The organism is Thermopolyspora sp. NPDC052614 (assembly GCF_040678635.1).
Taxonomy (GTDB): domain Bacteria; phylum Actinomycetota; class Actinomycetes; order Streptosporangiales; family Streptosporangiaceae; genus Thermopolyspora.
This window is the reverse complement of the sequence record NZ_JBFATZ010000008.1, coordinates 76,007-101,560: the sequence shown is the minus strand read 5'-3', so window position 1 is coordinate 101,560 and position 25,554 is coordinate 76,007. Positions and strand designations below refer to the sequence as shown.

At 70.7% G+C, this 25,554-nt stretch carries 26 protein-coding genes; 13 read left to right on the top strand and 13 right to left on the bottom strand.

The window, feature by feature from the left end; all coding sequences use genetic code 11:
• The first annotated feature begins 129 nt into the window (after nt 1-129).
• The 3 genes from AB0K60_RS18975 to AB0K60_RS18965 are packed head-to-tail and all read left to right on the top strand — an operon-like array spanning nt 130 to nt 2,292.
• A complete protein-coding gene (locus AB0K60_RS18975; protein WP_364056114.1) occupies nt 130-930 on the top strand; it encodes a hypothetical protein in 801 nt (266 codons plus the stop codon).
• Nucleotides 927-1,997: a glycosyltransferase gene (locus AB0K60_RS18970; RefSeq protein WP_364056111.1), complete on the top strand. Its 1,071-nt coding sequence runs from the start codon at nt 927-929 to the stop codon at nt 1,995-1,997. Before AB0K60_RS18975 ends, AB0K60_RS18970 begins: the two co-directional genes overlap by 4 nt.
• A 13-nt stretch (nt 1,998-2,010) precedes the next feature.
• Entirely contained in the window at nt 2,011-2,292 is a 282-nt protein-coding gene (locus AB0K60_RS18965) for a metal-sensitive transcriptional regulator (RefSeq protein WP_364056108.1), read from the top strand.
• Between the two features lie 238 nt (nt 2,293-2,530).
• On the opposite strand, the gene AB0K60_RS18960 is transcribed toward AB0K60_RS18965, so the two are convergent.
• From AB0K60_RS18960 to AB0K60_RS18950, 3 genes are all read right to left on the bottom strand, one after another.
• Complete coding sequence (locus AB0K60_RS18960; protein ID WP_364056105.1) at nt 2,531-2,767, bottom strand: hypothetical protein; 237 nt, start codon at nt 2,765-2,767, stop codon at nt 2,531-2,533.
• Between the two features lie 166 nt (nt 2,768-2,933).
• Entirely contained in the window at nt 2,934-4,307 is a 1,374-nt protein-coding gene (locus tag AB0K60_RS18955) for a hypothetical protein (RefSeq protein WP_364056103.1), read from the bottom strand.
• A gap of 434 nt (nt 4,308-4,741) precedes the next feature.
• Nucleotides 4,742-5,284, bottom strand: a complete 543-nt coding sequence (locus AB0K60_RS18950; RefSeq protein ID WP_364056100.1) for a gamma carbonic anhydrase family protein — start codon at nt 5,282-5,284, stop codon at nt 4,742-4,744.
• A 188-nt stretch (nt 5,285-5,472) separates the two neighbouring features.
• Here AB0K60_RS18950 and AB0K60_RS18945 point away from each other — a divergent pair, with 188 nt between their 5' ends.
• Nucleotides 5,473-6,768 carry a hypothetical protein gene (locus tag AB0K60_RS18945; protein WP_364056097.1) on the top strand — a complete coding sequence of 432 codons (1,296 nt, stop codon included), beginning with the start codon at nt 5,473-5,475 and terminating at the stop codon, nt 6,766-6,768.
• 577 nt (nt 6,769-7,345) lie between these two features.
• On the opposite strand, the gene AB0K60_RS18940 is transcribed toward AB0K60_RS18945, so the two are convergent.
• The 3 genes from AB0K60_RS18940 to AB0K60_RS18930 form a co-directional block, all read right to left on the bottom strand.
• Nucleotides 7,346-7,567 (bottom strand): hypothetical protein, encoded by a 222-nt coding sequence (locus AB0K60_RS18940; protein ID WP_364056094.1) that lies wholly within the window; start codon nt 7,565-7,567, stop codon nt 7,346-7,348.
• A 175-nt stretch (nt 7,568-7,742) separates the two neighbouring features.
• Nucleotides 7,743-8,495 carry a GntR family transcriptional regulator gene (locus AB0K60_RS18935; RefSeq protein WP_364056091.1) on the bottom strand — a complete coding sequence of 251 codons (753 nt, stop codon included), beginning with the start codon at nt 8,493-8,495 and terminating at the stop codon, nt 7,743-7,745.
• Nucleotides 8,496-8,651: 156 nt separating this feature from the next.
• The gene (locus AB0K60_RS18930) at nt 8,652-9,188 is read right to left on the bottom strand and encodes a VanZ family protein (protein ID WP_364056088.1); all 537 of its coding nucleotides are present in this window, start codon (nt 9,186-9,188) and stop codon (nt 8,652-8,654) included.
• A 158-nt stretch (nt 9,189-9,346) separates the two neighbouring features.
• Here AB0K60_RS18930 and AB0K60_RS18925 point away from each other — a divergent pair, with 158 nt between their 5' ends.
• Nucleotides 9,347-10,462, top strand: a complete 1,116-nt coding sequence (locus AB0K60_RS18925) for an ROK family transcriptional regulator (RefSeq protein WP_364056085.1) — start codon at nt 9,347-9,349, stop codon at nt 10,460-10,462.
• Between the two features lie 183 nt (nt 10,463-10,645).
• Here AB0K60_RS18925 and AB0K60_RS18920 read toward each other — a convergent pair whose 3' ends face one another.
• Nucleotides 10,646-11,131: an Lrp/AsnC family transcriptional regulator gene (locus AB0K60_RS18920; RefSeq protein WP_364056082.1), complete on the bottom strand. Its 486-nt coding sequence runs from the start codon at nt 11,129-11,131 to the stop codon at nt 10,646-10,648.
• A 108-nt stretch (nt 11,132-11,239) separates the two neighbouring features.
• Between AB0K60_RS18920 and AB0K60_RS18915 the strand changes: the two genes are divergently transcribed.
• Together AB0K60_RS18915 and AB0K60_RS18910 are read left to right on the top strand one after the other, a co-directional pair.
• Entirely contained in the window at nt 11,240-12,247 is a 1,008-nt protein-coding gene (locus AB0K60_RS18915) for a Glu/Leu/Phe/Val dehydrogenase dimerization domain-containing protein (RefSeq protein ID WP_364056079.1), read from the top strand.
• 74 nt (nt 12,248-12,321) lie between these two features.
• Nucleotides 12,322-13,188 carry a hypothetical protein gene (locus AB0K60_RS18910; RefSeq protein ID WP_364056076.1) on the top strand — a complete coding sequence of 289 codons (867 nt, stop codon included), beginning with the start codon at nt 12,322-12,324 and terminating at the stop codon, nt 13,186-13,188.
• Between the two features lie 51 nt (nt 13,189-13,239).
• Here the strand turns inward: AB0K60_RS18910 and AB0K60_RS18905 are convergent, their stop codons facing one another.
• From AB0K60_RS18905 to AB0K60_RS18895, 3 genes are all read right to left on the bottom strand, one after another.
• Nucleotides 13,240-13,686, bottom strand: coding sequence for an NUDIX domain-containing protein (locus tag AB0K60_RS18905; RefSeq protein WP_364056073.1), 447 nt, complete (start codon nt 13,684-13,686; stop codon nt 13,240-13,242).
• A 217-nt stretch (nt 13,687-13,903) separates the two neighbouring features.
• Nucleotides 13,904-14,695 carry an ABC transporter permease gene (locus AB0K60_RS18900; RefSeq protein ID WP_364056070.1) on the bottom strand — a complete coding sequence of 264 codons (792 nt, stop codon included), beginning with the start codon at nt 14,693-14,695 and terminating at the stop codon, nt 13,904-13,906.
• Nucleotides 14,696-14,804: 109 nt separating this feature from the next.
• Nucleotides 14,805-15,773, bottom strand: coding sequence for an ABC transporter ATP-binding protein (locus AB0K60_RS18895; protein ID WP_364056067.1), 969 nt, complete (start codon nt 15,771-15,773; stop codon nt 14,805-14,807).
• A gap of 139 nt (nt 15,774-15,912) precedes the next feature.
• On the opposite strand from AB0K60_RS18895, the gene AB0K60_RS18890 reads away from it, so the two are divergent.
• From AB0K60_RS18890 to AB0K60_RS18870, 5 genes are all read left to right on the top strand, one after another.
• Nucleotides 15,913-16,398: a TIGR03668 family PPOX class F420-dependent oxidoreductase gene (locus AB0K60_RS18890; protein WP_364056064.1), complete on the top strand. Its 486-nt coding sequence runs from the start codon at nt 15,913-15,915 to the stop codon at nt 16,396-16,398.
• A gap of 188 nt (nt 16,399-16,586) precedes the next feature.
• Nucleotides 16,587-17,438, top strand: coding sequence for a PaaX family transcriptional regulator C-terminal domain-containing protein (locus tag AB0K60_RS18885; protein WP_364056061.1), 852 nt, complete (start codon nt 16,587-16,589; stop codon nt 17,436-17,438).
• 129 nt (nt 17,439-17,567) lie between these two features.
• Nucleotides 17,568-19,094, top strand: a complete 1,527-nt coding sequence (locus tag AB0K60_RS18880) for a long-chain fatty acid--CoA ligase (RefSeq protein WP_364056058.1) — start codon at nt 17,568-17,570, stop codon at nt 19,092-19,094.
• A 142-nt stretch (nt 19,095-19,236) separates the two neighbouring features.
• Complete coding sequence (locus AB0K60_RS18875) at nt 19,237-20,073, top strand: lytic polysaccharide monooxygenase (protein WP_364056055.1); 837 nt, start codon at nt 19,237-19,239, stop codon at nt 20,071-20,073.
• Between the two features lie 121 nt (nt 20,074-20,194).
• Nucleotides 20,195-20,455, top strand: coding sequence for a hypothetical protein (locus AB0K60_RS18870; RefSeq protein WP_364056052.1), 261 nt, complete (start codon nt 20,195-20,197; stop codon nt 20,453-20,455).
• Nucleotides 20,456-20,602: 147 nt separating this feature from the next.
• Here AB0K60_RS18870 and AB0K60_RS18865 read toward each other — a convergent pair whose 3' ends face one another.
• A complete protein-coding gene (locus AB0K60_RS18865; RefSeq protein WP_364056049.1) occupies nt 20,603-20,842 on the bottom strand; it encodes a DUF5302 domain-containing protein in 240 nt (79 codons plus the stop codon).
• 317 nt (nt 20,843-21,159) lie between these two features.
• Between AB0K60_RS18865 and AB0K60_RS18860 the strand changes: the two genes are divergently transcribed.
• A complete protein-coding gene (locus AB0K60_RS18860) occupies nt 21,160-21,927 on the top strand; it encodes an isocitrate lyase/phosphoenolpyruvate mutase family protein (RefSeq protein WP_364056046.1) in 768 nt (255 codons plus the stop codon).
• A gap of 50 nt (nt 21,928-21,977) precedes the next feature.
• Here the strand turns inward: AB0K60_RS18860 and AB0K60_RS18855 are convergent, their stop codons facing one another.
• Nucleotides 21,978-22,499 carry an N-acetyltransferase gene (locus tag AB0K60_RS18855; protein ID WP_364056043.1) on the bottom strand — a complete coding sequence of 174 codons (522 nt, stop codon included), beginning with the start codon at nt 22,497-22,499 and terminating at the stop codon, nt 21,978-21,980.
• A 668-nt stretch (nt 22,500-23,167) separates the two neighbouring features.
• Nucleotides 23,168-25,273: a GTPase gene (locus AB0K60_RS18850; RefSeq protein ID WP_364056040.1), complete on the bottom strand. Its 2,106-nt coding sequence runs from the start codon at nt 25,271-25,273 to the stop codon at nt 23,168-23,170.
• Between the last annotated feature and the right edge of the window lie 281 nt (nt 25,274-25,554).

Here is a 25,554-nt window from a genome sequence, read left to right as displayed (position 1 = left end):
CGCTTGACAAGATTCGGTAACAACCTGTGTGGGGTAATGCCATGCGCTGCGGCGAATCGCTTCCTCCACATAACGGGAAAATCACGGTAACCTCAACGTCGCGGCTCATTCGACGGGGAGGGGGCGGCGATGCGCGTGATCGTCACGGATGCCGAAGTCACCATGGCCGACGTTCTCTCGCTCCGCATGGCCACCGAGGAGCCTCTGGCCGACGGCACCGAGCTCGTCCTGCGTCATCGGGGGACGGGGGCCGAGCGCCGGGTGGAGCTGGGGTCATTGGGGGCGACGGACACGGGGAAAGCGGAGGTTGCGGTCTCACTGGGGCGGCTGTCGCTCAGTCCTGGGCGATGGGATGCCTACCTGCAGCAGGACGGTCCACGAACCCGGGTGCCGAGCATCGACCCCGGGTTCTCGCTGGACAAGCTGGACGAGTACGCGCTCACCCAGCGCACGCTCGCGTATCGGGCCTATCGGACGCGTACCGGCTACCTGGCCATCAAGATCAGCGAAGCCGAGCCGGTGGCGGACGTGCGCGCGGTCTGGTTCCGCGAGGGGCGGTTCGAGGTCACCGGGCTGCTCGCGTACACCGGGTTCGAGGACGACGACCAGCGGCGGCGGGCCAGCCTTGAGCTTCGCCGTACCGAGGATCCGGAAACGTCGGTGACGGCCGCGGCGACCGTGCAGGGGGTGCGGTTCCACGCGGCGCTGTCGCTGTGCGACGTGATCGCCGCCGCGCCGGACGCCGAGGGGCTGTGGGAGCCGAGGCTGCGGGTGGACGGCATCGACGAGCCGCTCGCGCTGGGGGCGCGCATCGACGACGTGGACGGGCGGCGGCGCCGGGTGCACTACCCGGCGACCAGCGTGGACGGGGTGCCGATCCGGCCCTGTTACACCGTGGACGACGAGTTGCGGCTTGAGGTGGGCGGGTGAAGATCTGCTTCCTGGTGCCGTCGATCTTCGACATGCGGGGTGACGTGCGGGCGACGGTGAACCTCGCCACGGCGCTGTCCGCGCGGCACGAGGTCGAGATCCTCAGCGTGCGGCGGACCCGGGAGCAGCCGTTCTTCCCGCTGAAGAGCAAGGTCGGGGTGCGCTGGCTGATCGACTCGCGACCCGGCCGGCGGTACCTGCTGCCGCGCGGCGAGATGCGCGCCGAGGTGGAGCTGTGGCGGGCGCTGCGCGGGCTGCGCTGCGACGTACTGATCACCACGCGGCCGTCGCTCGCCGTGCAGGCCGCCCGGCACGCGCCCAGGGACGCGGTGCGCGTCGCCCGCGAGTGGTCCCGCCCGGCGACGCCCGCGCCGATCAAGCGGCACTATCCGCGCCTGTCGGCGGTGGTGGCCTCGACCGAGACGACCAGGGACGAGTGGCTGCGCACCCTCGGCGAGCAGCCGCCGGTGCACCTCATCCCGGACGCGCTGCCCGTCGGCCCGCTGCCGCGCTCGCGGCTGGACAACCGCATCGTGTCCGCCGGGGGGCGGTGGGTGCCGGCCAAGGCGTTCGACCGGCTGATCCGGGCGTTCGCCATCGTGGCGGACAAGCGCCCCGACTGGCGGCTGCGGCTGTACGGCGGGGGCTCGGAGGACAAGCGGCTGCGCAACCTCGCGGGCCAGTTGGGTCTGCACAACCACGTCTTCTTCATGGGGACCACGCCGGATCTGCCCGGCGAGTTCGCCAAGGCGTCGATCGTCGCGGTGACCTCGCGGGCCGAGACGCCGGGCATGACGGTGATCGAGGCGCTGGGCTGCGGGGTGCCGGTGATGGGGTTCGACAGTCCGCGGGGGCCGGGGGAGTTCGTCACCTCCGGGCGCGACGGGGTGCTGGTGCCGGAGGGGGAGGGCGAGATCGAGGCGTACGCCTCGGCGCTGCTCGCCCTCATCGACGACGAGCGGCGGCGGCAGGCGCTGGCCGCCGGGGCGCTGGAGACGGCCTCGGCCTATGCCGCGCCGGCGGTCGCGGCCCGCTGGGAACAACTTCTCGGCGACCTGCGGGCTTGAGTACGGTTGGGCTATGCATGGCTACAGTGCCGATAAACAGGCCTATCTCACCCGGTTGCGGCGTATAGAGGGTCAGATCCGCGGTCTGCAGCGAATGGTGGATGAGGACGTCTACTGCATCGACATCCTCACCCAGGTGTCCGCGGCCACCCGCGCGCTTCAGGCGGTGGCACTTGGCCTGCTCGAAGACCACGTACGGCACTGCGTGGCCGATGCGATCGCGAACGGCGGTCCCGAGGCCGAGGCGAAGGTCAAGGAGGCCTCGGCCGCGATCGCCCGCCTCGTCCGCTCCTGATGTGAATCGCCAGATGACGGCGTCATGCCATCGACGCCGGGCCTGGTAGGCCGGACAAACGATGCCGGGGGAGGTGATGCGGCGGGAAACGATGCCAGGCGAGGCGACGCGGGGCGAGGCGATGCCGGGGGAGCGGGGCCACTACTTCAGGTCTAGTCCGTTGTGCGAAACGGCCTCGGATATGACTAGTCCCGGACTCCCACCGGAGTCCGGGACCGTTTCTCCCGTGGCAAAGCCGTCAGCAGCTTGCCGCAGTCCGCAGCCCGAGTGCGTTGTCGAGCTCTTCCAAGGTCAGCCGTCGTTCGCTGATGGCGACGGCGCTGAGCACCTCCGCGTAGAGCGCGATCTCGTCCAACGCGACACGGTCATGGACCCGCAAGTCCAAGTTTTCGTGCCCCACCGCGTCGTCCTTCCTTCCGCAGCCCACACCCTCTTCGAGGTTACGGCCGAGTGCCCCTTTCGCGACATGGCCCATAGGGGCCATTCCTCCTCGCCCCTGTCAGGCCATTTCGCTTTTGATTGATCACAATCCGATGAATTCCCTGGTCAAGGCGGGGTTTCTAGCGCTAGGCCAAGGTTGAGGAAAGGTATAGAAAAGGTAAGGATGAAATATCTACGTGTGATTTGAGTACGCTCGTGGGTCAGTTGTGGTAAAGCCACGTCGCAGTGGTGCGAGCGCCCGCCCGGCGGGTCCCGCCGTCGGCGTACCCGTCGGCGGCGTCGGCCACCGCTCCGGGGACCGGATCGTCCCGCTCGTGCACGAGCAGCCGTGAGACGGCCGAGGCGACCGGGAAACCGCGAGGAGGCAGCGGCGTGCCCGTCAGGCGGCACCAGGCGAGCCCGGCGGCGTACGCGGTGCCCAGCAGCGCCGCCCCCGTGTGCCGGTCCGGCGGACGCAGCGGCTCCGGCAGTTCCCCATCCCGCGGCCAGCACGCCCGCAGCGGATGGCGCTCATCGGCCAGCGCCACGTAGAACGCGTGCCGCTGCTGCGGGTCCATCCACGGATACAGCGACTCCACCACGCCCGGCGCCACCGCCGCCACGTCCGCGGCGAGCAGCGCCACCGCCACCGAGCGCGGATCGGCCCCTCGCTCCGCCGTGAACGTCAGCGCCTCCACCAGGTCGTACAGCGTGTGGCGGAAATGCTCGCCCGGGGAGTGCTCGCCGAGCGTCATCCCGGCCAGGCGCGGCGGCACCCGGGCCAGCCAGGTGCGCCATACGTCCTCGCGGGGCCACGGCAGCTCGGGCGCGACCATGGCGAGCACCGCCTCGGCCCGCGGCCGGAACCGCTCGTCCGCGCGCAGCACCCGGGCCGTCTGGCCCATCAGGCCGGACAGCCGCAGCCCGGCGACCGCCGCGCCCGCGCTCATCCGCTCGCCGTACAGGTCGGCGAGGTCGGCGAGGCCGACGCCGGGCAGCCAGCGCACCCAGTCGTCCCCCGGTAGCGGGCGGGCGAGGAACTCGCCGAACATCGACAGCAGCGCCTCGTTGCCGTCAAAGGCGGGCGCGTACGCGCACCACATGATCGTGCCCCACACGACGGCGACGGTGCTCGCCACCTCCTCGGCGAAAAGCTCCCGAAACGGCCCGTCGCCCAGCGGGAAGTCGACCTGCCGCAGCTCGCGCAGGGTGCTGAGCAACTCGCGCACCCCGTCGACGATCTCATGCGGTACGTCCGGGCCGACGAACGCCTGGGTGGAGCCCCGGTCGCCGACGCAGTCGGGCCCGGACGGCAGCAGCACCCGGGGGACGCCGGGGGCGGGCCGCGCGGGGCGCGCGGCGGCGCGTGCCTCGGGATGCGACGGCGGCGCGGACAGATGCCAGGTGCCCTCGGCGGCGTCGAAGCGGTACCACCGGCCGTGGGCGCCGAACACCCAGCAGGCCCCCTCCGGGGTGACCAGGACCCGGTCGGCCATCGCCTGGGCGCGCACCGGCAGCGGAAGCTCGGCCCAGCGCGGGTCGGTCACCATCCCCCGCACGTCGGCCTCCATCGCCGTGAAGCCGTCCCAGTGCACGCCCGAAATGGTACTTGTGTGGGCTGACACGAGACAGAAGCGCCCATCGTCGCCACCCGGGGTCTCCCGGCTGCTCCTCGCCATCGTCCCTGCTCAGCGGTCCCGTCGTCCGCGAGGGTACGGCGCCGCGGCACCCTTGGTCGCAGGATGTTTCCCTTGGACCGCCGCCTGCGGGGTACGGCCGCGCGGCGGAGAGGCGGCCGGGCTGGGGACAGGCCATCGGGCACATCGGCGGCAGGGTGCGCGCCCGAGGGGCGGGTGAACCATGACGCCGCTGAGTGCCTCGGCGTGCCACGCGTGCTTTCGGCGCGTGGGCGTCGAGGTGCCGTCCCTGTGCGGGGAGCGTCGGAGCAGGCGGGTGGACGGGCCGGGGCTTGCGCGGCACGCGTGCTTTCGGCGCGTGGGCGTCCAGGACCGGCCCGTCGCGGGGAACGTCAGAGCAGGCGGGTGGACGGGCCGATGCGCTTGGCCTTGCGGTGCCGTTCGGCGACGGCCATGTAGGTGTCGGGGGTGTTGGCGAAGCTCGCGCGGTCGGTGTCGGTGAGTTCGCGAAGTACCCGGCCCGGGACTCCGGCGACGAGCACGCCCGCCGGGATGCGGGCGCCCGGTGTCACCACCGCGCCCGCCGCGACCAGCGAGCCGGCGCCGATCCTCGCCCCGCCGAGCACGGTCGCGCCGATGCCGATGAGCGCGCCGGTCTCCACGTACGCGCCGTGCACGACCGCCTTGTGGCCCAGGCTCACCCGGGACTCCAGGATGGCGGGCTCGCCGGGGTCGGAGTGCAGGCAGCACAGGTCCTGGATGTTGCATTCCTCGGCGATCTCGATGCGCTCTCTGTCCGCGCGCAGGACCGAGCCGTACCATACGCTGGTTGCGCGGCCGAGCCGTACGCGCCCGATGATCATGGCACCGGGGGCCACGAAGGCCTCGGGGTGGATCTCGGGTTCGGCGTCGTCCAGCGCGGCTATGTAGCTCATGATCTCCATCATCCCATCAGGAAGGTCAACGGCCGCGATGGGGCACGCTGATTTGTTCCGGCACGACGGCGGTTTGGGTTGCGCACGTGCGGTGATAGCAGGAAAGTCGTGTCCAACGTGCCGCCGACCCCGATGCGAAACCCAAGGCTGACCCCCATGCGAACCCCCATGCGAACTCAGGGCATCCGATGACCAACCACCACGACAACTTCTCCGACCTGATGAGCGAAGAGTCCTTCGAAGTCGTCATGCGCGGCTACAGCCGCCGTCAGGTCCACGAGCACATCAACCGGCTGCGCAACCAGATCCGCGATCTGGAGGAACGGCTTGCGCGCACCATCGAGCAGGCCGAGCAGAGCCGCATCGAGCTCGCCGAGGCGCGCCGCAGGCTCAGCGAGGCCCCGCAGGACTACGACGAGCTCGGCCAGCGGCTCAGCACCATCCTCAAGCTCGGCGAGGAGGAGGCCGCGGCCAAGCGCCAGGCCGCCGAGCAGGAGGCGAACGAGGTCCGCGAGCGGGCCTCGGTGGAGGCCGAGCGGCTGCTCACCACCACCCAGGAGCAGGCCCAGGCGATGATGACCGCCGCCCAGTCGGAGGCGGAGCGGCGGGTGACCGAGGCGACGAACGCGGCCGAGCGGCGGCTCGCCCAGGCCGGCGCCGAGGCCGAGGAGACGATCGCGACCGCCCGCGCCGAGGCCGAGGAGATGCGCCGCGAGGCCCACGCCGAGGCCGAGCACGTGCTCGCCGACGCGCAGGCCCGCGCCAACGCGACGGTGAACGCGGCCAACGCGCAGGCCGAGACGACGGTGCGGGAGGCCGCCGCCCGCGCGGAGGCCATGATCACCTCGGCTCAGCAGCGTGCCGCGCTGCTGGACGAGCACACCGGGCGGCGCGTGTCGTACCTCACCGACACCCACACCGAGGTGATGCGCCGCCTCAACGAGATCGGCACCGTCCTCACCGATCTGCTGCACAAGGAGCGGGCCGCCGGGCCGCTGATCGACGAGGCGTCCGTCCTGCCTCCCCCGCCCCAGATCGACGCCGACGTCGAGCCCGAGGTGCCGCGGCAGGCCGGGCCGTACGGCGACGAGGGCCGGTACGGCGAGGCCGACGAGTACGACGACGACGCCCAGAGCGACGAGCGGGACGGCGAGTCCGGCGACGAGCTCGACGAGCGCCGGGACGCGCCGGAGTCCGAGCAGGCCGACGAGCAGGACTACGAGCAGGACCACGCCGATCACGGAAGCCACGGAGACCAGCACGGTCACGGGGACCACGGGGACCACGAGGACCACGGAGTCCACCTCGGCCACGCCGGTCACCTCGGCGACCACACCGCTCACACCGACCACACCGACCACGACGATCACACCGACCGGCCCGATGGCCACCATGGCGCGGACCAGCTCGCCGGTGTCGATCTGTTCCGCGCCAAGACCCCACCCCGGGCCGACGACCACGAGTTGCACCAGCCCAGGGCCTAGCCGTACATCCGGACGGAGGCCTTCGCCCCCGATAGGGTCGAAGGCCTCCGCGTCTGCGGGGCGGCGTGCCGTCCTCCACCGCCCTGTACCGCGCGGCCCTGTCCGGCCACCGGTCCAGGGCACGGGGCGCCGGATGATGAGGCAAGCCGCCCACCCTGACCGTGATGATCGACCCCCTTGAAAGAGCCGGTGCGTCGCCCTCGTCGCCCGCTCTCGCTGGGTTGCCTGCTCCTGCTGCCCGGTCTGACCGTGCTGATTGGCTCTGCTGCGAGTGCCGGTGCGCCGACCTCGTCGCCCGCTCTCGCCGCGTCATCTGCTCCTGCTGCCCGGCCTGACCGTGGTGATCGGACCTGCCGCGAGTGCCGGTGCGCCGACCTTCTCGCCTGCTCTTGCTGGGTCGCCTGCTCCTGCCGTGTGACCTGCTCCTGCTGCCCGGCCTGACCCTGATGATCGACCCCATAGAAAAGCCGGTGCGTCGATCTCGTCACGCGTTCCCACCGCCCGGCCGGGCGGTCAGGCAGGGTCGGGCCGTCCACCCCGCACGCCGGGGCTGAGGGCGTCCCGGATCGCCGGGCGGTCAGCCGGGCTCGATGGAACGGGCGAGTTCTTCCTGTTCTTCTAACTGCTCCCGCAACCCTTGCGGGTCGTCGGCGTCGATCGTCATCGAGCAGCCGATCTCTCGTTGGGCGTCGGTGAGGGGATGGTGCCGGGTGGCCCACCAGCGGCCGGCGTCGCTCCGCCAGATGGTCCAGTCCGGGTACTCCCGGGCGATCTCGGCGAGGTGCCGGTCAAAGGACATCCCTTCACCCCACCCAATATGTGCGTGGTCTCTGATCCTCAAGGTGCGTTAGATCTCTAGAGACGTCAATGATCCAAGAGGACAGGTCACCCTATCGCCCGACTTTTCGCTTTACATCGATTCCTCACCGAACCGTGACTGAATCTCTGACCGGAATCCTCGGGCGGGGGCGTTGTCAGGCGTCGAAGTCGTACTGGAGCACGTACGACGCCGAATCGAGGATCATCTCGTTGAGTTCGACGGGCATGCCGCCCATCGTGTACGCGGTACGGCAGACGACGATCACCGGCGTGCCCGCCGGTAACTTCAGCAGGCTCGCCTCCTCGGGAGCCGGCATGCGGGCCCGTACCTCCTCGGTGAAGTGCACGGGGCTGTAGCCGAGCTCGCCGAGCCGCGCGTAGACGCCGCCGGGGCCGGTGTCGGGCGCGGTGATGGCCGTGCCCTCGACCAGGTCGGCCGGAAAGTGGGAGGAGGAGAGCTGGACGGGCCGTTTGTCGATCGAGTAGCGGCGGCGCCGTACCCACACGTCGTCGGAGTCGAGCAGCCGGCTGATCGCCTCGCTGGCGGGGACCCGCTCGATGCGGATCTCGTCCACGGTGTAGGCGCGTCCGCGGGTGTCGGCGTCCCAGATGGCGCGTCCTTGCGACCACTGCTCGCGAGAGAGACGCCGAGAACCATGTCGCCGAATTGGCCGAAATAACCTGACATAAACCCCGGATCCGCGCCGGGGTACGGCCAGCCCTTCGTTGATGAGCACGGCGAGGGCCTGACGGGCGGTCGCGCGGGCGATGCCGTACTCCGCCATGATGGCGTTCTCGCCCGGTAGCCGGTCACCGTCACGTAGCTCGCCGCTGAGGATCTGATTCCTCAACTGGTCCGCGATCCGCCGATAAATCGGGGGCTCGTGAGGTACCGGGGATTCCGTCACGTTTAATCACCCTCTGTCACCAACCGGGTTTGGCGTCTCCAGAGAACTTGCCCCACATGGTCCACGATCGCACAGATACCGGGCTTGGTCCCATGCTTCTTTTGTGTGGATCGTGTCTCAGCGGTGAGGTTAGCGGATTTTCGCCGTCCGAAACCCTCAAACGACCCCGGCCGGTATGCGGTCGGCCCACCAGCGTCGTGTGACGAGTGCGGCCAGAGCGGCGCCCGCGACGTTGAGCAGGACGTCGTCGACCGACGATACCCGGCCCAGGTGGAGGACGTGCTGGAGCGTCTCCACGGCGATCGACCCGGCCGCCGCGACCAGCGCGACGGGGGTCACACCGGCCATCCGGCGCGAGCGCATCGGCAGCAGCGCGCCGAGCGCCGCGAACACCAGCAGATTGCCTCCTACCTGCACGACTACGGTCTGCGGCGCGGCCGCGAGCACGGCGGCGAGGTCGCGAAAGGGGACGAGGTTGATGTCGTTCGTCCCATTCGACGGCGTAAGGATCATCCAGAGCCAGGGGAGCGTGCCGACGACCATGCCCAGGTCCAGCAAGGCGGTTCGCATTGGATGCGGCTGACCTGCCTTTTCGCGGCGAATGGCCAGTTGACGTGCTGCGATGGCGGCGATCGGGAGCGTCACGAGCGCCGCGACGATCACATGGCCCCACATTCGCCAGACAAGCCACATGCGGGCAATTGTGCACCGGATACGGGCATGGCGTGGCCTGTGCGTTCGGGATACAGGAAGGTGGCTCAAAGGGAAGTCCGGTTCGTCTGCCTTGCCCGGTAAACCGATGAGGAGGGGTCTTTCTTTGGCGCTGAATTTAGCCATGAAGAAAGGATGAAATGGGCGATTTGTCGGGGATCCTCACTCCGCCACGGACGATGGTGTTGGCGGCGCTGGGGCAGGTGGGGCCGCTGAGTCGTACCGAACTGGCCCGGCGGCTGAGCCTCAGCCCGGCCACGGTGACCCAGGTGACGCGGCGGCTGATCGACGAGGGCCTGGTCGAGGAACTGGAGCGGACGCCCTCGCGCGGCGGACGCCCCGCGCAGTTGCTCGGCCTCACCGGAGCGCCCGCCCGCGCCATCGGGGTGCAGATCGCGCTGGACCGCGCCGTCGGCGTCGAGGTACGGCTCGACGGGGCGCTGCTGCAGGAGCGGGAGATCCCCCTGGACGCCACCGCCCCCGACTGCCTGGACACCGTCGCCGCCCTCGTCGCCGCGCTCGCCTCCCGCGGCTCCCGGCTGCTCGGCGTGGGCGTGTGCGTCCCCGGCGTCGTGGACCGGCCCGGCAGCGGCGTGGTCGACTCGCCGCCCCTCACGTGGACCTCGATGCCCGCCGGGGCGCGCCTGCGGGCCGCGCTCGACCTGCCCGTCCTGGTGGAGAACGACGTCAACGCCCTCGCCGTCGCCGAGCGCCTGTACGGCAGAGGCCGGGGCCGCGACGACTTCATCGTCGTCACGATCGGCCGCGGGGTCGGGCTCGCCATCGTCGCGGGCGGCGCTCTGCTGCGCGGCGCGACCGGCGGGGCGGGCGAGTTCGGCCACACGCCCGTCGCGGAGGGCCCGCGCTGCACCTGCGGGAACCTCGGCTGCCTGGAGGCGGTCGTCGGCGCGGCGAGCCTGCGGGCCAGAACCCTGCGGATGGAGCCCGCCACCGTCTACGCCGAGGCCGGCGCGGTGCTCGGCCGGGCCATCGCTGGCCTGGTCAACATCCTCGACCCGGCCGCCGTGCTCGTCCTCGGCGAGGCCACCCGCCAGTGGGACCGCTGGCGGCCCGGCTTCGACGCGAGCTTCCCCGCCCACCTGACCCGGCCGACCCGGCACATTCCCGTCGAGGTGGGGGCCTGGGAGGACTCCCGCTGGGCCCAGGGCGCCGCCGCCCTCGTGCTCGGCGCCCCCCTCGGGGTCGTGCCCGGCATCGGCGACCAGGGGGAACTGGTTCAGGCCCTGCTCACGTGAACCGCCCTGCTCACGTGAACCGCCCTGCTCACGTGAACGTGGACCGCCCTGCTCACGTAGATCCCCTGATCACGTGGACCACCCGATCACGTGAACCGCCCTGCTCGCGTAGACCACCTGATCATGTGAACCGTCCTGCTCACGTAGACCCCCTGATCACATGGACCCCTGATCACCGTGAACTCACCTGACCCGTCCGCCCGGGTGGACCGGCGGGTCGAGCGGCGTGATCTCGGTCTTGTGCGACTGGGAGAGGATCACCGAGGTGCGGAAGCTGACGATCTCCTTGCGGCGGGCGAGCCGGTCGATCAGGAAGGCATGCAGGTGATCCACGTCCTGCACCGCGACGTGGATGATGGAGTCGTCGCCGCCGGCGAGCACGAACGTCGACAACACCTCGGGCAGGGCGCTCACCGAGTCCAGGAAGCGCTCGATGACGTCCCGGCTGAGCGGGCGCACCTGGGCGGCGATCAGCGCCTGTACGCCCCGGTTGAGCGCGCGCGGGTCCACGTCCGCGTGGTAGCCGCGGATCACGTTCCGCCTGCGCAGCGCGCGGATGCGCTCCAGGCAGGTCGAGGGCGCGATGCCGACCTTGCGGGCGATCTCCCGGTTGGACTGCCGGGCATCGCGCTGCAATTCGGCCACGATCGCCGAATCAAGTTCGTCCATGGTCATTCTTTAGGTCCTGTATCCGACGAATGTTCGCCAAGAAGGTGCAATGATCGGGCCATTGATTACCCTTTGAGGGGTATTTCCGAACAATACGTGGAGGTGCCGATGTTCGAGCACGAGCGGGTCGTCGTTCGGAAGGGCTCCCGGTCCGGGCTGCCGGTGATCGTCGCGATTCACTCCACGGGGGAGCGCGGAGCCGCGGGCGGCTGCCGGATGCGCCGCTACCCCGACTGGCGGGACGGCCTGGAGGATGCCCTGCGCCTCGCCGAGGCCATGACGTACAAGTTCGCCGCGGTGGGCCGGCCGTACGGCGGGGGCAAGAGCGTGATCGCGGCCCCCGAGGGGGTGGAGTTCGACCGGCGGGCGGCCTTGGAGGACCTCGCCGACCTGATCGAGGAGCTGGGCGGCGCCTACAGCACCGCGCCCGACGTCGGCACCACGCCCGAGGACATGGTGATCATCAAGGGCATCACCGACCACGTGTACTGCCTCCCGGAGGAGCACGGCGGCGCCGGCTCGTCGAGCCGCCCGACCGCGATCGGCGTGTACGCCGCGCTCAAGGCGGCCGCCCGCCACGTGTTCGGCGACGACACGCTCGCGGGACGGCGCATCGTGATCATCGGGCTCGGTTCGGTCGGCGGCCCGCTCGCCGAGAGCCTCGCCGCCGAGGGCGCGCAGCTGCTCGTCGGCGACGTGGACGAGGGCAAGCGGGCCCTCGCCGACAGGCTGGGCGCGACCTGGGTGGAGGAGGGCGTGCCGCCCGCCGACATCTTCGTCCCGGCCGCGGTCGGCGGGGTGCTGAGCCCCGAGTCGGTCGCGAAGCTGGAGGTCCCCCTCGTGGTCGGCCCGGCCAACAACCAGCTCACCGAGCCGTCCGTGGCCGACCTGCTGGCCGAGAGGGGCATCGTGTGGGTCCCGGACTTCGTCGCGAGCGCGGGCGGCGTGATCTACGTGCCGGCCCGCGAGGTCGAGGGGCTCGACCACGAGGCGGCCCTGGCCGAGGTGCGCCGCATCGGCGATTCGGTCACCCGTATCCTGCAGACCGCCGACCGCGAGGGCGTCACGCCCCTGGAGGCCGCGATGGCGGTCGCCCGCGCGAACATGCGCGGTTGATCACGAATGATCCCGGGTTCATTTTGCGATGGATACGTCGCTGACGGCGGGAGCATCGGTTTAGAGTCCAGAGGATGATTGTCGAACATGATGTGCTGACCGAGGTGAGTCGTCTCGCCGGGCTCGCCGAGGAGGACCGTTTCATCCTGGCGGATCAGATCGCCTGGAAGCTGGGCTCCGAGTGGGAGGCCCACGGATCGTTGAGCGGCGAGGCGCGCCTTCCGGTGGTGCACCATCTGCGGACGCGGATGCTGTTCGCCGTCATCCCCGGAGGCTCGTACTTCATGGGGATGACCGACGACGAGGAGGCGTCCGCCGTCACCGTCATCGGCGGCGACATCATGCGCACCGCCCCCATGGTGGCCTGGTACGCGGCGGCGGCCCGGCCCGTCCGCCGGGTCACCGTACGGCCCTTCCTGTGCGCGATCCGGCATGTGCCGTGGAGCGTGGCCGCGATGCTCAAACCGGGCATCAACGAGGACTACAAGGGCTCGGTGATGGTCCCGGCGAAGGACACCTGGATGTTCCGGGAGTTGTTCGACGGCGCGCGGCTGCTGTCGGAGGCCGAGTGGGAGTGGATGGCGCGTGAGGGCGGGCGGGAGAGCTGGCTGTCCGCGCTGGTCCGCCGCGACCCCAAAAAGGCGCACGGCGTGCGGCTCGACCAGACGCCCACGGCGGTGGAGAACCGGTGGGGCATCGAGCAGTTGCAGTCCGACGCCGGGGAGTGGGTGGCCGACTCCTGGCACCCCGACTTCGTCGACGCCCCCGAGGAGGGCGAGGCGTGGGACCCCGAGGATCGGGCGGGCGTCAAGCGCGGCGCGCACACCAACTGGCAGGCCGACCAGGAGGCGATCACGATGCACTGCGCGTTCCGCGAGCAGGCGCCCGACGGGGTGATCGCCGGGGTGCGGCTCGCGCGGGACCTGCCCGCCGACACCTGAGCGTCCCGATTCGCCGCGCGGGGTCCGGTCCGGAGCCGTGACGCCGGGCGTTCAGAACGTGCCGAAGGCCTGGCGCCACCACGCGAAGGAGTCGGGCAGTACCTCCGGGGTCCAGCGCGGCTTGGACAGGCGGGCGGCCTCCTGCTCGGTGACCCAGCGCACCTCGCTGATCTCGACGCCGTCCGGGTGGGCGTCGGTGTTCCTGGTGGTGCAGCCGTAGACGGTGATCACGTACGCGCACTGGTCGCCGTTGGGGTAGACGCTGCGGAAGTTCGGCCCGCCGTACACGCCGATGAGGCCGTGGACCTGGATGTCGAGGCCGACCTCCTCGCGCACCTCGCGGGCGGCGGCGTCGGCGGGGGCCTCGTCCGGCTCGATGATGCCGCCCGGAGGCGCCCACAGCGGCTCGGCCTCGGCGTGCAGGGCCATGAGTATCCGCCCCCGCTCGTCGAACACGCACGCGGCCACCGAGGGCAGGACGATCAAATCGTTCCCCACTCGGGCGCGTATTCCGACGAGAAATTCCGGCATCGGCACGGTCAGCGTCCCATCACGTCAGGCGGCGTCGCCGCGACCAACAACACGCGACCAAGCTACGGCACCGGGGCCGCGTCGCACGTCGTGATGCCGGTATCGCACCATGCGGGCGGGATCCCACGATCCGCCCCGTCAAGGGCGATATCCACGCGTCCAAGGAGCACGTTCGGTTACGCCCTCAGCGGGTGTGGTCCGCCCGTCGCCACCAGAAGGCGGTGCCGAGCACTCCGGCGACGCCCACGGCGACGACGAGCGCGTACCCGATGGCCCCGGGAGCCTCCTGGGTCTCGGCCGCGATCTGGGTGAGCAGCGCCGGAACCGCCCACGGGAAGTACGCCCCGTGCCCGAGCGCGGCGATCACCTGGGCGAGGGCGAGGGTGGCGAACATGACCCCCACCGCGGCGAGATACCCGCGGCCCAGGCCGGCGGCGAAGCCGAACGGCGTGACCAGCAGAACGGTGAGGAACGCGGCCACCAGGATCCTGGAGAAGCCGGACATCGCGACGGCGGCGGACCAGCCGGACAGGCCGAGCGCGGCGCCGAAGACGAAACCGAGCACGCAGAGCTGCACGGTGAGCAGCAGGCACCAGACGAGCGCCACGGCGAACTTGGCCAGCACGATCGACTCGCGCGCCGTGGGCAGGGCGAGCAGGTCCTTGGCCGTGCGGTCGCTGAACTCCCGGCCGAACATCCAGATGACGATCATCCCGAACACCAGCAGGCCGGCGATGGAGACCATCTGGCCGAGCAGGGCGAAGTGCCCCGGCCAGTCCCCGGTGGCCCCGCTGAACTGCGCTTTTCCGGCGATCAGGCCGAATGAGGCGGCGCGGCTCGGGTCCTGCAGGACGAACATGAACAGGCCGCCGACCGCGGGGGCGATCGTGAAGGCGAGCACGCTGATCCAGCTCAGCTTCGATCGCCGTACCTTGAGCAGTTCGGCCCAGATGGCGGGCCAGAGTTCAGCGGTCATGAGGGACCTTCCGAGCAGACGCCGCCGGGCGGGCGGAGGGGCGGGACGTTCACGGGATCGGCGCGGGAGGCGAGGGGCCTGCGCCGCGCCGCGCGGGGTCGGCATGGGGTCAGGAGGCGGCGTCATGGTGGGCTCCGACGGCGCGCAGGAAGTAGGTCTCCAGGTCCTCCTCCTCGGTCGCGAGCCGGGTCGGCGGGCAACCGGCGTGGACGAGGACGGTGGCGACCTGGTCGGGCGGGACGGTGGCGGGCAGGGCCAGTTCCTCGCGGCGGTCGTGTGCGGGGGCGAGGGCCGGGTCGAGGGCCGGGTCGAGGTGGTGGGGCGGGTCGAGGGGGTCGATCGTCTCGAATCCCTCGGCGGCGAGGATGGCCCGGGCCTTGTCGTTGTCGCGGGTGGCGACCATGAGGCGGCGCCGTACGCGGGAGTCGAGGTCGGCGGCGTCGAACTCCTCGCGTAACCGCCCCCGGTGGATGATGCCGATGCGTGTGGCGAGGCGCGCGACCTCGGCGAGGATGTGGCTGGACAGGAAGACGGTCACGCCCTGGTCGCGCAGTTCGAGCAGCATGGTGCGGATCTCCACCACCCCGGCCGGATCGAGGCCGTTGACGGGCTCGTCGAGGATGAGCAGGTCCGGCCGGTGGATGAGGGCCTTGGCCAGGGCGAGACGCTGGGCGTTGCCCATGGACAGGGTGCCGGCGCGGACGTGCGGCGTCAGGGACAGGCGTTCCATCACGTCGTCCACGGCCCGGGGGTCGGGCAGGCGGCGCAGGCGGCGGATGATCTCCAGGTTCTCCCGCACGGTGAGCTCGGGATAGGCCGCCGGGCTCTCCACCAGGTAGCCGACCTTCGACCAGATCGACCGGTCGTCGCCGACGGTGACGCCCAGAACGCGCGCAGAACCGGCGGTGGGCCGGATCATGCCGAGCAGCATGCGGATCAGCGTGGTCTTGCCCGCGCCGTTCAGCCCGAGCAGGGCGTAGATCTCGCCGCGCCGCACGCTCAGGCTCACGCCGTCCACGGCGAGCACGGCACCGAACCGTTTGCTCACCTCCGCCGTCGTGATCGCGAAGTCGGGCATGGCACCTCCATAACATTCGACATCTAATGATAGTAGCTCTTATTTAAAAGTACATTTCAATTTGAGGTTCCCGTAGGCTTGTCGGCATGGGAACCGGCACGGACGGGGAGCGCCCCCGCCGTGGACCCTTGGAGGTCTGATGGAGGCCGCGCAGGCGCGGGCGCGCCTTTCCGGCTGCCGGGTCGCGCGACTGGCCACCGCCGATGCGTCGGGTCGCCCGCACCTGGTCGCCATCACGTTCGCCGTGGCCGGCGATCTGATCTACACCGCCGTCGATCACAAGCCCAAGACCACGCGTGATCTGCGGCGGCTGCGCAACATCCGGGAGAATCCCCGGGTGTCGGTCCTGGCCGACCACTACGAGGAGGACTGGGATCGGCTGTGGTGGGTGCGCGCCGACGGCCGGGCGCGGATCCTCGGCGACCCGACGGAGTGCCCGGGAGGACACGCGGGGGAGGACGGGGGACCGGGAGACGTGGGAGAGTCGGTCGAGGACATGCGGCGGGCCGCGATCCTGCTGCTGGTCCGGCGGTACGACCAGTACCGCGTGCGACCGCCCGACGGGCCCGTCATCGCGATCGCCGTGGACCGCTGGTCGGGATGGACAGCATCCGGGGTTCCCTGATCGTCCGCGGCCACCGCGCGGTACGCCGGGGACATCGGGGGAGGGGTGTCGCCGCCGCCTGCCGTACCGGCTCGGCGTCAGCGACGGACGACGCGTGGACGACGCGGCGAATGTAGGCAGTTTGCTTGCAGGGGTCGCTGAAATGCCCAGCTTTGTGGGATCATGCACGAACGCGACAGGAGGAAGCCGTGGCGGTGCGGACACAAGAGCTTCAGGCGTCGGGTTCGGGGCTGCGGCCCCAGTCGGTGATGTTCACGTTCCTCGGCAACCACGTCTACGGCGGCGACACCTGCGTGTTCTCCGGCAGCTTCATCGAGGTCTTCGCCCGCGTGGGCGTCTCGGAGGAGGCCACGCGCTCGACGCTGACGCGCATGGTCAACCGCGGGCTGCTGCGCCGCCAGCGGCAGGGCCGCCGCATGTACTTCGGCCTCACCCGCCGTTCCGTGGAGATCCTCAAGGACGGCGAGCAGCGCATCTGGCACACCGGCGCGGTCAACGCCGACGAGCGCGACCGCTGGACGCTCATCGGGTTCTCGCTGCCGGAGTCCTGGCAGCGCGAGCGCCACGAACTGCGTTCCCGCCTGGTGTGGGCGGGGTTCGGCCCGCTGCAGAACGGCCTGTGGATCGCCCCGTCCGAGGTGGACGTGAGCGAGATCGTGCACGATCTCGGCCCGCAGGCGAACGTCAAGGTGTTCGCCGCCGAGCCGCTCGAACCCACCGACATGCGCCGCCTCGTGCAGGACGCCTACGACCTGGCCGGTCTTGAGGCCCGCTACCGCGCCTTCCTCGACCGCTGGGACCGGCCCGACCCGATGCCGGAGGCGGCCGACCACCTGGCCCGCTCGCTGGTCATGCTCACCGAGTGGCTGCAGATCATCCGCGCCGATCCGCGCCTGCCGCTGCGCTATCTGCCGCCGGACTGGCCGGCCGACCGTGCCCAGCGGGTGTGCCACGACCTGTACGAGCGGTTCCGCCCGGAGGCCGCGTCGGTCGCCGCGAACCTTCTCGACACCATTCCCGACGCCGATCCTCCCAGGTAGCGGGCCAGACGGAAGGGTTATGGACGCCACGACATCGCTTAAGGTAAGCAGTCCCCAAGACCGGAAAAATCGGTCGCCGAAGGCGATGTTCGATCAGGACCGCAGCGCGCAAAACGGAAGGAGTGGGCGATGCGCAATCAGGGGTTGGGGTCGTGGCCGCGCCGGCGCGCCCGGATGACGCCGGGCAAGGTGGCGCTGACCCACGCGGGCCGGCACATCACCTACGCGGAGCTGGACGAGCGCGTCAACCGGCTCGCCTCCGCCCTGCGCGGACTCGGCGTACGGCCCGGCGACCGGATCGCCTACCTCGGCGTCAACCACCCCTCGTACGTCGAGACCCTGTTCGCGACCGGCCTGCTCGGCGCGGTGTTCGTGCCGCTGAACATCCGCCTGGCCGCCCCCGAACTGCGCTACATCCTCGACGACTGCGGCGCCGAGATCCTGATCTGCGGAGCCTCGCACCGCCACCTGGCCAAGGAGCTGCCGGTCCCCCGCCTCATCCTCGACGACAAGGACGGCGACGGGGGCGACGGCGGGGACGCAGGCGCGGGAGGGGATTACGAGAAGCTCGTCGCATCGGGCTTACCGGACCCGATCGACGAGGAGGTCACCCTCGACCAGCTCTGCCTGATCATGTACACGTCGGGCACCACCGGGCATCCGAAGGGCGCGATGCTCAGCCACGGCAACCTGACCTGGAACTCCTACAACCTGCTGATCGACGTCGATCTCACCGGCCGCGAGGTCACCCTGATCAGCGCCCCGCTGTTCCACATCGCCGCGCTCGCGCAGACCCTGCTGCCCACCGTGCTTAAGGGCGGCCGGGCGATCCTGGAGTCGTCGTTCGACGTGGACCGGACCTACGACCTCATCGAGTCCGAGGGCGTCACGATCATGTTCGGCGTCCCGGCGATGTTCAACTTCTTCGCCCAGTCGCCCCGCTGGGAGACCGCCGACCTGTCCAGCCTGCGCAACCTGCTGTGCGGCGGCGCGCCCGTGCCGGAGCCGCTGATCAAGCGTTACCAGGAGCGCGGGCTGACCTTCCTGCAGGGGTACGGCATGACCGAGACCTCGCCGGGCGCGCTGTTCCTCGGCGCGGAGGACTCGGTGCGCAAGGCGGGCACGGCGGGCGTCGCGTCCTTCTTCACCGACGTGCGCGTGGTCACCTCCGACGGCGCGGACGCCGCTCCCGGAGAGCCGGGCGAGGTGATCGTGCAGGGGCCGAACGTGATGCTCGGCTACTGGCGGCGGCCCGAGGCGACCGCCGAGGCGATGCGCGACGGCTGGTTCCACTCCGGGGACATCGCGGTGCTGGACGAGGAGGGGTACGCCCGGATCGCCGACCGCCTCAAGGACATGATCATTTCCGGCGGCGAGAACATCTACCCGGCCGAGGTCGAAGAGGTCCTGTACGGTCACCCGGCGGTGGCCGAGTGCGCCGTCATCGGCGTACCCGACGAGAAGTGGGGTGAGGTGGGCAAGGCGCTGGTCGTGCCGCGCCCCGGGGCCTCCGTCGACGCCGAGACGCTCCTGGCGTACTTCGACGGGCGCATCGCCCGCTACAAGATTCCCAAGTATCTGGAGTTCGTCGAGCCGCTTCCCCGCAACGGCTCCGGCAAGATCCTCAAGCACCTGCTCCGGGAGCGTCACGCCTGATCGGCCGCCGCGCGGGCGCCGCGTCCTCGGGGGAGGGCGCGGCGATGGAGGCGTGTGATCGCAGCGATTGATTTTTTCGGTGAACCGTGGGCGGGGCCGGGCCGTACCCGAGGGTGACCCAGGACGAAGGAGAACCCGCACGGTGACCCGCACGGTGACCCGGACGATCGCGGCGGCGCTGGCCGCCGGCGCGACCACGCTGACGCTGACCATGGCGGGCGCCGCACCCGCCGAGGCGCACGGCGCGCCCACGAACCCGATCAGCAGGGCGGCGGCCTGCGGGCCGGAAGGCGGGGCGAAGGCGCGCTCCCGGGCCTGCCGGGCCGCAGGCGTGCGCGCCGCGTGGGACAACCTGCGCCTGGCCGGGGTGCGGGGCAGGGACCGGCAGGTGATCCCGGACGGGCGGCTGTGCAGCGCGGGCCTGCCCGCCTATCGGGGGCTGGACCTGGCACGCGCCGACTGGCCCGCGACCAAACTGACGGCCGGGGCCCGGTACACCTTCAAGTACCGGGGGACGATCCCGCACAAGGGAACCTTCAGGATGTACGTCACCAAGCCCGGCTACGACCCCGCGAAACCGTTGAGATGGTCTGACCTGGAGGCGAAGCCCTTCCTCAAGGTCACCGACCCGGTGCTGCGCGACGGCTCCTACATCATGAAGGGCAGACTGCCGAAGGGGAGGACCGGACGCCACCTGATCTACACAATCTGGCAGAACTCCGACACGCCGGACACCTACTACTCCTGCTCCGACGTCATCTTCCGCGCTCCCCGGCCCGCCCAGACCTCCTCGCCCAACGTACGCACCGTGGCCGCCGCCCGGGAGGACGACGACGCCACGCCCGGCGGAGGCGGCTGGCTCGGTGTCAGGAACATCGATCCTCTCGTCCTCGGCGGCACCGCGTCGCTCGCCGTCGCGGCCGGATTGACCGGCATCGCCGCGTTGCTGCGCCGTCCCCGAAGGGAGCCCTGGGAATGACGAATTGACGGCCCTCGCCGACGACCAATGTGGCTGGAGTCCGGTCCAGGTAAACCGCGCTTATATGGCTTTGTACTATCAATGGGCTTAGTACAAGGGCTTTGGCCGGGGGTTGGAGACGATGACGATGCTCACGGAACGACGGGTGGGGGATGGTCTGCCTCCCGTCTGGCCGTCGGACCGCTACGAGGTGGTGTGCGAGCGGGCCGACTCCTACGGGCCCACCAGGGACCGCTACCACTACGCGAAGTACGCCGTGGAGTCCGCGCGTGCGCTGGAGAAAGCGGGCCTCGCCCGCAGGGTATTGGTGATCAGGCTGGCCGACGAGATCGTGATCTACGACCGCGTCGACGGCATCGAACTGCCCCCCGAAGAGTGGTGATCCCCCCGAAAGCGACGATCGCCCGGGTGGCATGACCCCCGGCGTCCAGCGCGTGGATTCGGGGGACGGCGAGGGCGACGGGGGACGAACAAGGGATGACGGCCGGATCCGCCGACCCCGTCCCGGCACTGGGACGAGGCCCGCGGGTCAGCCGCTCTTACGACGGAACGAGCGCCTGCCCGAAGCCGGGCCGTGCGTACCGCGAATCTTCGAACCGTTCTTCCCGCCTCCGGCACCGGCCGCCTCGGCCTGCCCGCGCCGCTTACGCTCCAAGGCCTCGCGGAACTTCCGCTTCAGCGCGTCCTCGGGAGACTCCGCGGCCTCGACCTGATCGTGCTGCGTCGTGGCGTCATCGGGAACCTCCGGTTCTGCTGTGGCGTCAGCCATCGCCACCCTCCTCTTTTCGGACGACACCGTGCTCCGAATTCTCTCACGTCGCGACACGAATGCTCACCCGCAGGCCACTCGCCGCGTCAAGGCGTCCGCCCGCGCCGGAGGGGCGTACGCCATCGTGCGCGGACGAGCGCCGGTCAGCCGGCGAGGCGATACGAGCGGCACCGCGTGACAGGCCATGACCTGCGACGATCCCGATAAGTCCGGGTCGGTGAGGCCGAGGGGCGACAGGCGATGACGGAGAAGTGGACTCCGCGAAACGCGAGCGAGTGGTCATGGGGCTATGGCCACTCGCCCGCTACTTTCGGTCCATGACCCAGTCGGACGACGCCCGCCGCGCTCGCGCCGGACTGCTGCGCGACCTGCACCACCGAGCCGATGTACTCGTGCTCCCGAACGTGTGGGACGCCCAGACGGCGAAGATCTTCGAACAGGCGGGCTTCCCCGCGCTGGCCACACCAAGCAGCGGCATCGCCGACTCCCTCGGCTACGCCGACCGCCAGCTCGCCCCCGCCACGGAGATGTTCGCCGCTGCGGCGCGCATCATCCGCTCGGTCGGCGTACCGGTGACGGTGGACGCCGAGGCCGGGTACGGCCTGACCCCCGCCGAGCTCGCCGAGCGCCTGGCGGAAACCGGCGCGGCAGGCTGCAACCTTGAGGACACCGCCCACCCACAAGGCACCCTGGTCGCCATCGAGGAACAGGCCGAGTGGCTGGCCGCCGTACGGGCTGCCGACCCCCACCTGGTGATCAACGCCCGCGTGGACAGCTTCCTGCGCGGCAAGGGACCGGTCGAGGAACTCCTCCAGGACGCAATCACCCGAGCCGAGGCCTACCTGGCGGCTGGAGCCGACTGCGTCTACCCGATCCTCGCCCCCACCGCCGTACTCGGCGAACTGACCGAACGCATCCCCGGCCCAGTGAACGCGATGTTCCTGCCGAACGGCCCGTCACTCGCCGAACTGGCCGAACTGGGCATCGCCCGAGTCACGTTCGGCGGCCAGTTGTACGACCACACGCTCGGCCTGGTCCGGCAAATGGCCGAGCGCCTCACGGCCGGACAGAATCCTTTGGCTTAAGCGGGCTGTACGAGCCGTCCGGCCCGACCCCGTTCATCCGGCCGAGCGCCTCACAGATCGTCGAACGGCTTGGCGTAACTGAACGGGCCGCGCATCGCGGGGTCGTACGAGCTCAGCGTCCGAGCCTGAAAATGCGGCGCCCAGTCCGGAACCCGCGGGGTAATGCCGTACTCGGCAGCGGGCCGAAAGCCAAACCGCGGATAGTAGTCCGGGTGCCCCAGCAGCACCACCACCGCCTCGTCAAGGGCATCCGCAGCCCCGAGCACGGCATGCATGAGAGCGTGCCCCACACCCCGCCGCTGCAGGTCGGGCAGCACACCAAGCGGACCGAGCCCCAACGCGGGAAAGTCGCCCACCCGCCCCCGCGTGCACACCACATGCCCAACGACCCGACCGCCCGCGTCCTCGGCCACAAGGGAAAGCCGCGGCAGCCACCCCTCGTCGGCGCGCAACGCGTCAACGAGCCCGACCTCCACCGGCGTACCGCCCGGCGGAGCAAACGAGGCGAACGCGGCAGCGTGCACAGCCCGAATGGCGTCGACATCGGCAGACGTCTCCCGTCGAATCAGCATCCGCCCACGCTGCCCCGCCACACACTCCTGGTCAATCGAATAAACGCAGGTCGAGACCGACACAACACTGATTCACCACTCTTCGCCGAACGCTCTGCCGATCTTGATCCGTCGCCGGTCCGACGCCTTGCGTTCGCGCCATCGAGTGGTGCCGACGGTGCTCGGCCGGACGGCGGGGATGCGGAGGCGGTCAGGTGGTAGCCGAGATGGCAGGCGACAGCGAGATCTTGGCGACTCTGCGATTGAGCTGCGAGGCCGCAGACGTCGCCTGCACATTGGAGATCACGTTGGGACGGGACGGTGGGAAGCTGCTGCGACCCCTCGTAGGGGCGATGAGGACCGATGATGTCGGGCCCGTACTGCTGCACCTCGGCGTGTTGCGACCCTTCGTAGGGGCAATGAGGACAGCCGAAGCCGAAGGCATCCTCCTCTCCGTCGTCCTGTTGCGACCCCTCGTAGGGGCGATGAGGACCCGAGGGTAAAGCCGCAGGTGGGCGGCGATTTGGTTGTGGGTTCTGGGGCCGGTTTTGCAGTGAACCTCCGGTAGTGCTGAAAACCCCGGGGGTTTGCTGCAAAGTGATGATCCACAATGGCCTTCCGCTGGCTGGTGGCAGCGTAACGTGGCGGGCTGGTCGTTGTCAGGTGTGGCCACGGAAAATTGGCCTGGATCAGCCTGCCCTGGAGATGTCGACGCATTGGGTGAAGCGGCGGTGACGGTCGAGTTCGGCTGCGACCGGCGCGAGGATCAGGTCGCGGCCGACCCGGTCCATGCTCGTCTGCAACCGGCGTGCCGTACGGCGGGCGCGGCGGCGGCCTCCCGCCCAGGCCGCCAGCCGGGTCAGCGAGGCCGTCAGGAGCCCCGCCAGAACACCGCCCAGGAACAGGACCGTGGGCCAAGGCAGCTCTCCCAGGGTCGGCACCGGTGGCTCGGGCAGCCGCAGATAGTCGAGCCCGACCAGCGCGAGCAGCCACAGCAGGCCCGCCGCCGCAACCGCCAGCAGTAGCCACTGCCAGGCTCCCACCACCCGCCACCAGCGTGGAGCCCGTGCGTCACCCCACGTCGTCGCCACGGCTCGGTCCAGCGCGTCCGGAATCTCGGCCATCCGCGACACCGCAGCCCGCCGTACGGCCGCAGCCCACGGCACAGGCAGGCCCTGCGACGCCTCCTGCGCCACGTCGCGGATGGCCGTCTCCACCCTCGACCGCTGGACGGCCGACGCCCCCGGCAGCGAGGTCCGGTCGACCACATGCCCCGACCCGGGCCTCAGCCCGGCGGGGTGCTTGGACGTACCGGGCCGTCCTGCCGTCGAACTTCGCTCGACATCACGGCCGGGTGCGGAACGTGCGCCGACCCACATCTCTCGTCTGCTCTGCGGCACGCCTTCGGCCCCGGACACGTCACCGGCTCCGCCGCCGGTCGGCGCGAGGCCGCCGCGAGGACGGTCCTCACCCCCGGAGTCGACGGCGTTTCCGGACCGGGTGGCACGTGTTTGTCCGGAATCGCCCGGCGCGTGGACATCGTGCGGTGGCGTACCGAGGCCGATGTAGGGGGCGGACGAGGCGAGCCGAGGGTCTCCCGGGCCGGTGGTCAGCCGGAGGCGGCGCAGAGGGTCGGGGCGGAGGCGGCGAAGCCAGCGGGTGATGGGCCAGCCGGTGGCGACGACGGAGCGGTACCGGTGGGCCTTGGCGACGGCCTCGACGACCAGGGGGACCCCGGCGGCCTCCGACAGGGCGGAGGTGAGCGGTGCGGCCAGCGCATCGACGGCGGGCGCACGGTTCGGCCGGAGGCCGCGCCGATCCTTGCGGCGTGGCCCGCGCCGGTCCTCGGCGGCGGCGAGTTGCCACCACTGGGCGGGCGGAGTCGCGTCCTGTGAGCGCGGTCCCGGCTCGCGATCGGGTGCGCCCCTGGTCAGGGTCGCGCCGGCCTCTGGCGGCCCTGACTCGCAGGCCAGAGCTCCGGCGGTCATGGCCGCGTCGGCGGCGAGACGGTCGGCCCAGGCGCGCCGCCGGGACACCGATGCGGCGAGCATCCAGCGCAGGTCGGGGAGCCCGGCGCCGGTCCGGGCGGAGGCGGCGACGAGACGCACGCCGTCGAGCCCGTCCTCGGCGAGCCGCCGCCGGAGGTCGGAAACGCAGGGGTCGATGGCCGAGGCGGGCAGCCGGTCGATCTGGTTGAGCACCACGACCGTGACGTCCTGGTGGCGGGCGAGCGGGCGCAGGTAGCGTTCGTGTACGGCGGCGTCGGCGTACTTCTGCGGGTCGAGCACCCACACCAGCAGGTCCACCAAGCCGACAAGCCGGTTCACCTCAAGCCGGTGGGACGCCTCGATCGAGTCGTGATCCGGCAGATCGAGCAGGATCAGCCCCGACGGCCCCTGCTCCGCCCCCGAAACCGCCGTGCCGTCAGGCGACGAGGCCGCCACCACATGGCGGCGGGGCACCCGTAGCCAGTCGAGCAGCGGCGCGGCCCCCTCCGGGTCCCACAACGCGGCCTGCGCCTTGTCCGTGGTGGGACGGGTCACCCCGACCGCGGCCACCTCGTCCCCGGCCAGCGCATTGAACAGCGACGACTTCCCACTCCCGGTGGCCCCCGCCAACGCCACCACGGTGTGGTCGAGTGACAGCCCCCGCCGCGCACCGGCCCGCGTCACCACCTCACGCGCCGCCGCCACCACCCCCGGATCCAGTCGCCCGTACGCGAGTTCGGCCGCCTCGTCGAGGGCGGCGAGCCGTTCGTCCAATGACAGTGCGGCGCGTTGCCGCAACAGGGTCATGGCCCGATCCTCCGGTTTTGTGATGTACCGGTTCGTGTCGCTTCTGGTGGTTTTGGCCGTGGGTCGCTGGGTTGGGTCGTTTGGTCGAGGGCGGTGAGCCGTTGGTCCGGTGAGGGTGCGGCGTGTTGCCGCAACAGGGTCGTGGCTCCGGTCCTCCGGTTTTGATGTACCGGTTTGCGTCGTCGCTGGTGGTTTTGGCCGTGGGTCGCTGGGTTGGGTCGTTTGGTCGAGGGCGGTGAGCCGTTGGTCCGGTGAGGGTGCGGCGTGTTGCCGCAACAGGG

Coding starts and splice junctions, on each gene's coding strand:
- AB0K60_RS18975 (WP_364056114.1), top strand. CDS start 130: ATGCGCGTGATCGTCACGGATGCCGAAGTCACCATGGCCGACGTTCTC.
- AB0K60_RS18965 (WP_364056108.1), top strand. CDS start 2,011: ATGCATGGCTACAGTGCCGATAAACAGGCCTATCTCACCCGGTTGCGG.
- AB0K60_RS18960 (WP_364056105.1), bottom strand. CDS start 2,767: ATGGGCCATGTCGCGAAAGGGGCACTCGGCCGTAACCTCGAAGAGGGT.
- AB0K60_RS18950 (WP_364056100.1), bottom strand. CDS start 5,284: ATGAGCTACATAGCCGCGCTGGACGACGCCGAACCCGAGATCCACCCC.
- AB0K60_RS18945 (WP_364056097.1), top strand. CDS start 5,473: ATGACCAACCACCACGACAACTTCTCCGACCTGATGAGCGAAGAGTCC.
- AB0K60_RS18940 (WP_364056094.1), bottom strand. CDS start 7,567: ATGTCCTTTGACCGGCACCTCGCCGAGATCGCCCGGGAGTACCCGGAC.
- AB0K60_RS18930 (WP_364056088.1), bottom strand. CDS start 9,188: ATGTGGCTTGTCTGGCGAATGTGGGGCCATGTGATCGTCGCGGCGCTC.
- AB0K60_RS18925 (WP_364056085.1), top strand. CDS start 9,347: ATGGGCGATTTGTCGGGGATCCTCACTCCGCCACGGACGATGGTGTTG.
- AB0K60_RS18920 (WP_364056082.1), bottom strand. CDS start 11,131: ATGGACGAACTTGATTCGGCGATCGTGGCCGAATTGCAGCGCGATGCC.
- AB0K60_RS18915 (WP_364056079.1), top strand. CDS start 11,240: ATGTTCGAGCACGAGCGGGTCGTCGTTCGGAAGGGCTCCCGGTCCGGG.
- AB0K60_RS18910 (WP_364056076.1), top strand. CDS start 12,322: ATGATTGTCGAACATGATGTGCTGACCGAGGTGAGTCGTCTCGCCGGG.
- AB0K60_RS18900 (WP_364056070.1), bottom strand. CDS start 14,695: ATGACCGCTGAACTCTGGCCCGCCATCTGGGCCGAACTGCTCAAGGTA.
- AB0K60_RS18895 (WP_364056067.1), bottom strand. CDS start 15,773: ATGCCCGACTTCGCGATCACGACGGCGGAGGTGAGCAAACGGTTCGGT.
- AB0K60_RS18890 (WP_364056064.1), top strand. CDS start 15,913: ATGGAGGCCGCGCAGGCGCGGGCGCGCCTTTCCGGCTGCCGGGTCGCG.
- AB0K60_RS18880 (WP_364056058.1), top strand. CDS start 17,568: ATGCGCAATCAGGGGTTGGGGTCGTGGCCGCGCCGGCGCGCCCGGATG.
- AB0K60_RS18870 (WP_364056052.1), top strand. CDS start 20,195: ATGACGATGCTCACGGAACGACGGGTGGGGGATGGTCTGCCTCCCGTC.
- AB0K60_RS18865 (WP_364056049.1), bottom strand. CDS start 20,842: ATGGCTGACGCCACAGCAGAACCGGAGGTTCCCGATGACGCCACGACG.
- AB0K60_RS18860 (WP_364056046.1), top strand. CDS start 21,160: ATGACCCAGTCGGACGACGCCCGCCGCGCTCGCGCCGGACTGCTGCGC.
- AB0K60_RS18855 (WP_364056043.1), bottom strand. CDS start 22,499: ATGCTGATTCGACGGGAGACGTCTGCCGATGTCGACGCCATTCGGGCT.
- AB0K60_RS18850 (WP_364056040.1), bottom strand. CDS start 25,273: ATGACCCTGTTGCGGCAACGCGCCGCACTGTCATTGGACGAACGGCTC.